General features: G+C 62.8%; 6 protein-coding genes and 1 pseudogene. All 7 read left to right on the top strand.

The window, feature by feature from the left end; translation table 11 throughout:
* Positions 1-917: pseudogene (locus tag HMPREF2656_RS13055) on the top strand (hypothetical protein); the annotation flags it as partial.
* Between the two features lie 255 nt (positions 918-1,172).
* A complete protein-coding gene (locus HMPREF2656_RS05080) occupies positions 1,173-1,856 on the top strand; it encodes a hypothetical protein (RefSeq protein WP_070816026.1) in 684 nt (227 codons plus the stop codon).
* Between the two features lie 306 nt (positions 1,857-2,162).
* Positions 2,163-3,230 (top strand): ATP-grasp domain-containing protein, encoded by a 1,068-nt coding sequence (locus tag HMPREF2656_RS05075; protein WP_070482295.1) that lies wholly within the window; start codon positions 2,163-2,165, stop codon positions 3,228-3,230.
* A 79-nt stretch (positions 3,231-3,309) separates the two neighbouring features.
* Positions 3,310-4,656 (top strand): phosphate acetyltransferase, encoded by a 1,347-nt coding sequence (gene pta, locus HMPREF2656_RS05070; RefSeq protein ID WP_070816025.1) that lies wholly within the window; start codon positions 3,310-3,312, stop codon positions 4,654-4,656.
* On the top strand, positions 4,657-5,859 hold the full coding sequence (locus HMPREF2656_RS05065) for an acetate kinase (protein ID WP_070816024.1): 1,203 nt from the start codon (positions 4,657-4,659) through the stop codon (positions 5,857-5,859). It begins immediately after the preceding gene.
* A 99-nt stretch (positions 5,860-5,958) separates the two neighbouring features.
* Positions 5,959-9,189 carry a YPDG domain-containing protein gene (locus HMPREF2656_RS05060; RefSeq protein WP_070816023.1) on the top strand — a complete coding sequence of 1,077 codons (3,231 nt, stop codon included), beginning with the start codon at positions 5,959-5,961 and terminating at the stop codon, positions 9,187-9,189.
* 6 nt (positions 9,190-9,195) lie between these two features.
* On the top strand, positions 9,196-11,637 hold the full coding sequence (locus HMPREF2656_RS05055; protein ID WP_070816022.1) for a hypothetical protein: 2,442 nt from the start codon (positions 9,196-9,198) through the stop codon (positions 11,635-11,637).
* Positions 11,638-11,733: the final 96 nt, after the last annotated feature.

Below are 11,733 nucleotides of genomic sequence, written 5' to 3'. Positions count from 1 at the left end.
CCAAGGTCTCCGCTAAGGATGAGGACGGCAAGGACATCCCTGTCGAAATCGATCCGAACACCGGCGAGATCGTTGTCACCCCGGGCACGGACGTCGATGGTCCGATCACGGTCACTATCGAGGATCCGGATCTGGACGGCGGCAAGACCGAGGTCGAGATCGACGTCAACGGCCACAAGAAGGGTCGCGACGACAACGGTTCCGGCGCGTCCGACGACAAGACCACTGTCTCCCCGGGCAAGAGCACGGTCACGCCGAACGGCAAGGGCCAGAACGTTGGCAAGGTTGATCAGGGCAACTCTGACAAGAAGGGTGAACTGACGGGTGAGCTCGTCGATAAGGATGGCAACCTGATCAAGGGCGCCAAGGTCACCATTGACAAGGATGGCAACATCATTGTCTCCGTCCCGAAGGGCACCCCGGCCGGCGAGGCTTGGGTCGTCGTTAAGGAAGACGGCAAGGAGATCCACCGCTTCAAGATCCAGATCGGTGAAACCATCGACACCGGCAAGTGTGTTGCAACCTCTGTCGGGTTCGGCCTGCCGCTGATCGCACTGCTGCCGCTTGGTCTGGCAACCCAGATTGAGATCCCGGGTCTGTCCGACTTCGCCGCACAGGCGAACGCACAGATCCAGAACGTCAACACGCAGCTGCAACAGCAGCTGGGCATCTTCAACCCGCAGCTCGCTGCACAGGTTGAGGGTCTGAACAAGCAGCTGGGGCAGTACGGCACCGACATTGCGACGGTCGCCGGTGGTCTGGCTCTGATCGCCGCTGGCATCCTCGCCGGCACGATCATCTACGACAACTGCACCCCAGGTGGTGGCTCTTCCGTGAAGGACCTGGAACTGAAGGGTTCTTCCGGCAAGACCTACGCCGGCTCTTCCAAGGAGGAGAAGGCACAGCCGAAGAAGTAATTCGGTAGCCCAACGCCTTCAATGAAGGCGCCTTCCTCGAAACGCCGTTGCCCCGCTCACCAACCCGGTGGGCGGGGCAACGGCGTTTGGTGCTGTGATTGTCCTTACTTTAATTAAGCGGGTGTCCGATTGGTCGTGTATCGCAAGGCAACTGAGCGAGCTAGGAAATGACAGAAAAGCGTGACATTGGACAACTTGCACTGCCTGTAGGCTATCTAGCCAATAAATCTAGAAGTAAGATAACAAGGATGTCCCGTGGAGAAACGTGCCCTCGAGGCTGCCTACAGAAACCTCAATGAGGATCATTACGTCCTCTATGTGGATGAAACATATAACCGGCCAGAAGAAAACCTCGGCCGTTCCTTTTATTTGATTTGCGGGGTCCTAATTAGTGCCAGGTTCTTGGATGCCACTCGAGAGGACATACGTGAGATTGTTGATGGAGGATACTGGCACACTACGGAAGCATTGCAGAGTGCCGAGGGGCGGCAAAAGGCTGAGGGGCTGCTCACATACTGCAATGATGTCGGCGACCAACATATTTTTGCCTACAAAAAGGACTTGACTCAAATAGGTGAGGAAAATGAGGTGTCGGTTGCTCAAGCGCGTGATGATTGCTTAAAGGCGTTGTTAGTAGCCGTCCAGCAGAATTACCCTGGAACCCGGCTTGTCGTGATGGAAAAACGACAAAGGCACACGGAAAATGATGCTGACCGTCGTCTGATAAAACACTTACGCTCTGTCGGTGCAATATCGCGCTATACGCAGGTTCTTCATGAATCGCCCAAGGAAGAACATCTGCTGTGGCTCCCCGACCTTTCGGCCATGGCCCTCCGGCGTTCAAAAACGCACCATGACCGGACCGGGCTTTATTTCAAGCTTTATCTTGAAGACCATTCGTTCGTTATTGATCTAGATAAGAAAATTGAAAATGAATGATCCCGCCGGCCAGCAGCTCGACGGGATCTGGGCGGTTCGCTGTCCCCAGAAACTTCTGGCGAGGGCGTCGCCTCTGTCTAGAGGATAGCCTGACGCTATATGTATTTTCTATTACGGACGCAAGGGTCGTTTGACCAGTGCGAACGATCGACTAAGGCGGTTTTCGTACCCCATGTTGGGGGTGGATAATGTCTTGGGGGCTCAGTGGGGACTCAGTCGTGAAGTGTCGAGCGGATTTATTGAGCCTCTTTTTGCACGTGCTCTCGGCTACCTGCGCGACATATAAGTGTGGGACAATCTGGCGTTATGACTGTTCCATCTTCTGCACAGCGTCGCGCGCTGATCCTTGGCACGTCGCCGATGGCCCGCGAGCTTGAGCAGGCTTACCAGCGCCTCGGGTTTGAGACTCAGATTGGTGCTGTGTCGCTGGCTGATCAGTTCCACCCGGACATCATTGTGACCACGGGGGATTCGCCGGACACGCTCGAAGAGGTTGAGGTGGCGGCGGAGGCTGCCGGGGCGGCGGTGGCGCCGTCGACAAGCGCATGCCGCCGTACTGCGGACCGCATGGCGGTGCGCACCCAGGCGAGCGAGGAACTGGGCTTGCCCACGCTGGATTGTGAGTTTGTGACCACGCCGCAGGAAATGCAGGACGCGGTGGAGCGCCTCGGGTTTCCGTGTGTGGTGAAGTCGCCGACATCCCGCGACGGGCAGGGATTTTCCACGGTGCACAGCAACGCCGACCTTGCGGAGGCCTGGAGTATCGCCTCGGAAGGGGAGGGTGACGGTGTGGTGGTGGAGCGCTACATCGACTTTGATTTCGAGGCCACCATCCTCGCGGCGCGCTCCATCGACCCGAACACGGGCGAGTTGGCTACGTGGTTCTGCGAGCCGATCGGCACCCGCCACCGCGAGGGCAAACTGGTGGAGGCGTGGCAGCCTGCGCCGATGCCGGAGGCCGCGATGGACAACGCGCGCTCGATTGCCGCGCGCATCATGGGTGGGCTTGCAAGTTGCGGCGTGTACTCCATTGAGCTGTTTGTCTCTGGCGACGATGTCTACTTCTCCCAAGTCACCCCACGCCCGAGCCGCGATGGGTTGGTCACGCTTGCCACGCAGCGCGTCAATCAGTTTGATCTGCAGGCGCGTGCGACGCAGGAGTTGCCCATCGATTCGACGCTGGTCAGCCCCGGTGCCGTGCGCTTCTTGCCGGGGGTGACTCCCTCGCTGGAGGCTATCGCCGCCGCGATGGAGGTGGAGGAGACCACGGTGCGCATGTTTGGCCCGGATGTGTTGATTCTTTCCACCGCGGATTCGGCCGCTGAGGCGCGTGTGCGTACCGATGACGCGGCGCGCGCCATGAAGAAGATGTAGGTCACACCATATAGTGTCTCGCCGTGTCGGCAGTGCCGGTAAACTATGCACTGTTTGCCCCACAACGAAAGGTGAGACAATGTCCCAGACCCTGCTTGTAACCCTTGCAAACCGCACCTTCGAGGGTGTGGATCTGCAACAGCTCGCCGGCCGTCTCGGCCTCGAACTGGTGCGCGCCGAAGGCGACAGCGTGGCGGAGATCTTCAACTCCGGCGCACTGTTTGGCGACGCGAAACTGATCCAGGGCACTGGTGACTACAACTTTGACGGCGAGCTCGCCGCAGCTCTCGGGGTGCCCGTGGTGCTCATTACTAGCGACGACACCACCGCACCCCTCGCCAAGCGCCGCGTGGAGGAGTTTGGCGCGGTTGTGGTGTCGTCGATTAGCGGTGGCGAGGTGGAGACCTTCCAGCCCGCCGCAGTCGAGGCAAAGCCGGTCATGAGCCCGATCGTGTTCGAGCGTCAGCTGCTGGAGCAGGCCAAGGCTGCCGGCTCGCACGTGGTGCTGCCGGAGGGCGAGGACGACCGCATTCTGCAGGCGGCGGATCAGCTGCTGCGCCAGGGGATTGCACAGATCACGATTCTTGGCGATGTCGCGGACATGAACCGCCGCGCCGCCGACCTCGGCCTAGACCTGAGCGGCGCGAACCTGCTCAACCACCTCGAATCCGACCTGCTTGAGGAGTTCGCCGCCGACTTTGCGGAGCTGCGCAAGAAGAAGGGCGTGACGCTCGAGGAGGCCCGTGAGACAATGAAGGACGTCTCCTACTTTGGCACCATGATGGTGTACAAGGGCCTGGCAGACGGCATGGTCTCCGGCGCTGCGCACACCACTGCGCACACGATTAAGCCGTCGTTCCAGATCATCAAAACCGCCCCGGGTGCGTCCGTGGTGTCCTCGATCTTCCTCATGGTCATGCAGGACCGCCTCTGGGCATTCGGCGACTGCGCCGTGAACCCGAACCCGACCGCCGAGCAGATCGGCGAGATCGCCGCCGTGTCCGCCAAGACCGCCGCCCAGTTCGGCATTGATCCGAAGGTGGCCATCCTGTCCTACTCCACCGGCTCCTCCGGTGCGGGCCCCGACGTGGAGCGCGCCGTTGAGGCCACCGCGAAAGCGAAGGAACTCGCCCCGGACGTTGCCATCGACGGCCCGCTGCAGTTCGACGCCGCCTGCGACCCGGGCGTGGGCGCGAAGAAGGCCCCCGACTCCCCGGTAGCGGGCCAGGCTAACGTGTTCATCTTCCCCGACCTGGAGGCCGGCAACGCGGGCTACAAGATCGCCCAGCGCACCGCAGGCGCCCTCGCCGTCGGCCCGGTGCTGCAGGGTCTGAATAAACCGGTCAACGATTTGTCCCGCGGCGCCACCGTGCCAGATATCGTGAACACCGTAGCTATTACCGCGATTCAGGCAGGGGCGAAGTAAATGTCTTACGTACTGGTTATCAACTCCGGCTCGTCCTCGATCAAGTTCCAGATCGTCGACCCGACCTCCGACGCGTCGGCGGACCCGTTCGTCTCGGGTCTTGTTGAGCAGATCGGTGAGCCCCAGGGCCGCATCACCATCAAGTACGACGGCCAGAAGCACGTCGTACAAAAGGCCGTGCCCTCTCACGCGTCCGGTTTGCAGGAGACGTTCAAGCTTCTCGACGCCAAAGGCGTCGGCCCGACCCAACTCGACATCGTCGCCGCAGGCCACCGTGTTGTCCACGGCGGCATGGTGTTCTCCGAGCCAGAGCTGATCCTGGACCCGGTCGTGGACATGATCCGGGACCTCATCCCGCTGGCGCCGCTGCACAACCCGGCCAACATCGATGGCATCGAGGTCGCCCGCGAGTTGCTGCCGGACATCCCGCACGTTGCGGTGTTCGACACCGGCTTCTTCCGCGACTTGCCCCCGGCCGCAGCGCTGTATGCCATTAACGCTGAGGTCTCCGAGCGTAACCTGATTCGTCGCTACGGCTTCCACGGCACCTCACACGAGTTCGTGTCCTCCCAGGTGCCGGCGCTGATCGGCCGCGACCCGGCGCACACCCGCCAGATCGTGCTCCACCTGGGCAACGGCGCTTCCGCTTCCGCGGTTGCCAACGGCCACCCGATCGACACCTCCATGGGCATGACGCCGCTGGCCGGCCTGGTCATGGGTACCCGCTCCGGCGATATCGACCCGGGCATCATCTTCCACCTGGTGCGTCAAAGTGGCATGACTATCGACGAGATCGACAACCTCCTCAACCGCCAATCCGGCGTCAAGGGCCTGTCGGGTGTGAACGACTTCCGCGAACTGCGCGCCATGATCGAAAACGAGGACGAAAACGCCTGGTTGGCCTACAACGTGTACCTTAACCAGCTGCGCCGCTTCATCGGTTCCTACATGATCGCGCTTGGCCGCGTGGACGCCATTACATTCACCGCCGGCGTCGGCGAGAACGATAAGTTTGTTCGCATGGATTCGCTGGACAACCTGAAGCACTACGGCATCGAGATCGATCCGGCGAAGAACGATTTGCCTAACGACGGCCCACGCATCATCTCCACCGACGACTCCACCGTGAAGGTTCTCGTCGTGCCTACCAACGAGGAGTTGGCCATCGCGCAGAAGGCTGCCGCCGTCGCCGCACGGGTATAAAAGCAAAATGTTGTAACAACTTACCCTAAGCCGATATATTGACGTGTAGTAACAACGCCCGCATTGCGGGCTGAACATACCGTCAAAGGGGATGGGCAGATGGCCGAGCAGCACCGCAACGTTTCCAGTGTGCGCCGACGTGGAACCTCAATCGCAGCATGTGCCATCGGCCTGTCGCTCATCGCAGGCGCGGTGCAACCGGTGCAGGCGGCCGAAACTACGAAACCCACGGAGACCACGGAACCCGCACCGGATCCGGTTGCAGACCCGGCGAATCCCCCCGAGGTCGACGAGGGCTGGTCCGGCGTCTCCTACCCGGCGGCTAAGGTGCGCCTTGGCCAAACCACCTCCACGGAGGTGGTGCTCGGTTTCCTCGAGTCGTGGGTCAACAAGCCGGTGCACTACCGCTTTGCAAAACCCGAGGCAGTAAACCCGGCCTGGGGTGCTGAGATCGACGGCGATTCGGGCACCGTGACCATCACCCCGGATCCGTCCAAGGCCGAAGAGCTGCCGGATGAAGAGACCATCAACATCATGGCGGTGTACAAGGACGGCGACCACAAGATCGTGCCGTTCGATATCGTGCTTTCTGCGGACCCGTACTTCATGCGGGTCGAGGACCGCACCTTCTGGGCGCACAAGCGCATCAAGCCGGTCCCCGTTCGCGCACTGCGGGTTCCCGATGGCGCCACATTGACTATCGACGCCTCCACCCTCCCCGAAGGCATCACCGCCGACACCTCCCGCGCCAAGGGCCGTGTCCAGAACGTCTACCTCAAGGGCGCCCCGACTACTCCGGGCACCTACAACGTCACTGCGCGCGTGCATGGAGAGGACGGTAGCCCGCTCGTTGATACCGCAGGCAACGTCGTCACCTCCATGTTCACCATCACCGTCAAGGACACCTCGGAGCTTCCCGAGCCGGTCCGGGAGAAGCTGACCACCCCGCCGGACGGCACCGTCCGGCCCGGTGAGAAGTTGGAGATCCCCGTCGACACCGAAAACGCCTCCTCCGTGGACGTCCAGGGCCTGCCGGACGGCGTGATTTACGACGAGGAAAACAGCGTCATCACCGGTACCCCCAAGGAGCCGGGCGACTACGACGTGGTCGTGGAGGTCATCACCGAAGACGACAGGTTGTTGGAGGAGCACCTTGAGATCTCGGTGTCCGTGGCCGACGGCTTCGCGTGGCATCCGATCACGGTGCGCGCTGGTGAGGATGTAGAGGCTGCGCCGTCGAGGGTGCCGTCGACAAGCATGGGCATCCGCGCCGCCGACGATGCGCCCGAGTGGGTCACCGTTGGCGTCGACGGCGTGATCAAGGCGGTCCCGCCGCGCGACCTGAAACCAGGGGAGTACAAGTTTGGCGTGATTACCGACGACGGCACGCGCAGCACCGTCACCATCGACGTCCAACCTCCCAACACCGACGCCTCCCGCTACTGGCCCGAGTACCGCCCGGGCTACCTGCGCTACGGCGAGACCGGCAACAACAGCGCGCCGACCGCGACGCTGACCGAGGGCGGCCGCAGCTACCGCAACCAGCCGCTGCCTGCCGGCACGAAGTTCGAGATTCTGGGTGATTCCACGGGCCTTGAAATGGACAAGGCCACCGGCGTGATCACGGTGACAAAGCCACGCACCGAGAACTTCGACGTCCGCGTGCGGATCACATTCCCGGATGACACCATCGCGGAGCGTTATGCGAAGTTCATCGTGGACCCCGCCCCGCACAACGTCACCTACCAGCCCGCCTACGAGCAGAATAAGGGCGCGCAGCCGGGTAAGACGGTGCTCATCCGCCAGATTGGCAAGATGCCTGAGGATGCGGAGTACGTGCTGGCCACCCCGCACACCGAACTCGAGGGCTGGGATGTTGCCGTCGACCTGGGTTCCGGCCTGATTCGCGCGACCGCGCCGAAGGACAACGCCAAGCCGATCGAGGTGCAGGTCCGCGCGCTGTACTCGGACGGCACCATCGACGATAAGGGGCGCGAAGGCGGCGAGGCTGCCACCGTGCGTATCGACGCCCTCACCGGCTCCACCCTCGCCGACGGCGTCCGCAGCCTGGAGTACAAGCCGGTATTCGACGCCGAAGGCAACATCAGGATCACCCCCACCGGCTCCGTGCCGGAAGGCACGAAGTTCGAGGCAGACGGCCTGACCACCCTGCCGGTAGAGCTTGACGAGAACACCGGTGAGATCACGATCAAGGTGCCAACCGACGCACCGGCCGACGCACCCTTCGACGTACCGATCAAACTGACACTGCCGGACGGCTCCACCCAGGAGGTCGTCGTACCGGTGACCACCCGCTCCGAAGCCAAAGGCAAGGCCGTGTCGTGGGCGCCGCTGAAACTCACCGAGGGCGGCGACCCGACCACCAAACTGCCCACCGCTGCACCGGAGGGGGCGCGGTACGGGCTGGCGGCGTCGTTTAGTGAGCCCGGCTGGCGCGTCCATGTCGACGAAACCACCGGCGCCATCACCGCCGCCATCGACGGCGGCATGGCGGCGAGGAGCAACGCGCTGGCCACCCTGATCCCGATCGTGGTCACGTTCACCGACGGCTCCCAACGCATCGTCGAGGTCCCGGCCACCGCCGTGCGTGGCGAGGCCGCCCTCACCGGCATCGAATACCTCGGCGGCAACGTCCGCGCAGGCGCGGAACGTGTACTGACCCCCACCAAGCACAAGGGATCCTTCTCCCTGGTCACCCCGGTGGAGGGGCTGCACACCGCCATCGACCCGGAAAACGGCGTGCTCAACGTCAAGGCCACCCCAGATACCCTGCCCGGCATCCGCGAGGTGCCCGTGCGTATTAGCTTCAGCGACGGCTCGGAACTGTTCACCTCCGCGCCCGTCCAGGTGCTCACCGCCAACGGCGCGACCACCCTGGCCAAGGACGCGAAGCTGGAGAACATGCTGGTCAAAGGTACCGCTGGCGAGACCTCCCGCTTCGCCCTGACGCGCCCGGAGACCGCCATCGACCACCCGTTCTCGCTCGGCCAAACCGAATCCGACGGCTGGACCTTCGGCATCGACCACGCCACCGGCGAACTCACCGCCAGCATCCCCGCAGGCGCGGAGGGCCATGCGAAGGCCGTGCCGGTGTTCGTCGAATACCTCGACGGGTCCCGTGGCAAGTTCACGGTGACGGTGGAGGCGACACGAGCGGTGGAGTCGTCGACAAGCAGTAGCTCCGTAGACACCCACGCGATAGGCTGGATCGCCGGGCTGCTTGCCATCCTCGGCCTCATCGGGGCAGCCAACTACGCCCTGTACGAAAACCGAGAGTTTTACCAACAATTCCTAGTCTGGTGGAAGTAGGAGAACATGCGAGTACACAAGAAAGTCGCCGCCGCCGCGGTTGCCGCGAGCCTCGGTGCAGGTCTCGTAGTGCCAATACAGGCAGGCGCCGTCATTGAGCAGACGCGTCCGTTCTCCGTCGACGCGAAAACCGGCGCATTCGAAGGCTTCCAAACCGTCGAAGCCAACAAAGGCCGCGTCAGCTGGCTGACCTACAACAACCCCACCTACGGCAGCCTGCCCACCGCCCTCTACATCGACGCGTTTAACGACGGCACCCGCGTCCAATACGTCGGCAACGACACCGACGTCAAAACCTCCAGCAAAAACGGCGTAGACACCATCACGCTCACGCACACCAAAAACGGCGTCGAGCTCACCCGCACCTTCACCGTCACCGCCAAAGAAGTCACCGTCAACGTCGTCGCACGCAACGTCACCGACGCACCGAGCCCCCTGGCCATCGACCTCACCGCCGGCATGATGTCTTACGACTACGACCTCACCGCCACCCCCAAAAACAACGGGTACGAGGTCTCCGTCGGCGGACGCTACAACGTGCACACGCTTTTCGACGACCCCACCACCACCGCAACCGGCGACACCCTCAACAACGCGCTCGCCGGCGCCAACAACGCCAGCCGCTTCCAAACCGGCAAATGGGAAAACACCGTCGCACCAGGCGAAACCCTCGAAGCCACCGTCACCTTCCAAGGCACCGCCAGCGACGCGCTAAAAGACACCGACGGCGACGGCTTCCCCGACGAATGGGAACGCAACGGCTTCACCTCCGCCGACGGCAAAGAATTCCCACTCCACCGCTGGGGCGCCGACCCCACGCGCCCAGACCTGTTCCTCCAACTCAACTGGATGAAGTCCGAATGGGAATCCCTGGGCTGCTCCGACAAGCGCAAGTACGCGCCCACCGAAGAAGACTTTGACAAGTTCCAGGAATGCGCCAATGCGAACACCAACGTGTACCGCCCCTCGCGCCAAACGCTGAACGACCTCGTCGACCTCTTCGACAAAGAGGGCTACAACCTGCACATCGACGCCGGCGTCTACTACAACAACATCCCCGGCCTCGAACCCCACGGCGGGCCAACCGAGGACTACGCGGAGTACTACTTCGCCGGCGAAAACCCGGCAGTCAGGATGATCAAAGACCGCGACCGCCTGCTCGGCGAGCGCAAAAACATCTTCCGCGTCGGTGTCATCGGCGACAGCCAAGCCGCAGACAACCCGTCCTCCGGCAACGCCCTACTTGCCGACGGCGCCTTCTACATCGCCAAAAACGAACGCATGACCTCGCAGGAACAACTCCGCAACACCATCCTGCACGAGTTCGGCCACAACCTCGGCCTGACCCACTCGGGCTCGTCGAAAGTAAAGCGCCCCGACAGCGAGTACGTCCCGCACTACGAATCGGTCATGAACTACCTCTACCAGTTCAGCGTGTTCAACTACTCCAAAGAAACCGCCACGCCCGACAGCACAAAGCCGCTGCCGGCCAAGTGCACCGACGGCTCCGTCGAATGCTTCAAGGGCGACTACAGCATCGCCCCCGACTGGAACAACCTCGACCTGGTCAACGGCGAAATCCGCAAGGCCACCGGCACCTCCGGCGTCGCCGACGAAGACCCCGACGAATCCGGCCACATCCACCCCTCCGTGAGCCAACTCGTCGCCCTGTCCGCCGAACGCAACAACGGCAAGGCAGGCCTGCGCATGCTCAGCCTGAAGGACAACCCGTCCTACATCGTGGCTAATCGTTACGACTCCCGCGTCAACGTCGAACTCTCCAACCTCGGCATCGACCTGCACAAATTCACCCTCCAGGTGAACTACCCCGGCGGCGACTTCCGCAGGGAATACCCAGTCGAAGGCGCCCTGACCGAAAACGCAGCCCTGCCCATCGAAGTACCGATCACCAACACCATCGGCTACGACGAAGCCGAAATGCCGATCCAGTTCCGCGTCTTCAACGAGGAAGGCCTGCTTGTCGAGGACCAAACCGTCAACTTCTCCGTCCTCAACTACTCCGCCAAGGACATGCAAGACCTCATCGCCGACCTGGAGAAAACCAACCCAGAGAAGGCCGACCAGGTCCGCGACATCCTGGCCAAGCCCGACCCGTCCAAGCCGACCCTGACCCAGGCCCCGCCGATCCCAACTGCCACCAACCTGCCGGTCCTGCCCGGCCAGCGCGACCCGGCGATCACCTCCCTGGGCCCGAAGCCGACCACGCCGCGGCCAACCAAGCCTTCCAAGACGGTCTACACCACCCCTGGCCCCACCGCGACCAAGCCGACCTCCACCGTCGAGCCGCAGGCCTCCGGCAGCTCCGGCAGCTCTGGCAGCTCCGGAAGCGGCTCTAGCTCCTCGCCGGGCGCGATCGTCGGCATCATCATCGCGACCCTGGCGGTGCTGGGCCTCGGCGGTGCCGCGGCCGCGTACATGAACCGCTAGCCACGCGCCGGGGCGCCCGGCCCCCGGCCTCGCGCCCCCGGCCCGTGGACCCAAACGGCGCATCCTACACGGTGCATTTCGTCGAAAATCAGCGAA

The sequence above is a fragment of the Corynebacterium sp. HMSC034B08 genome, assembly GCF_001835805.1.
Lineage (GTDB): Bacteria > Actinomycetota > Actinomycetes > Mycobacteriales > Mycobacteriaceae > Corynebacterium > Corynebacterium coyleae.
Note: the sequence above shows the minus strand (reverse complement) of the source record. Positions and strands in the feature narration are given on the sequence as shown.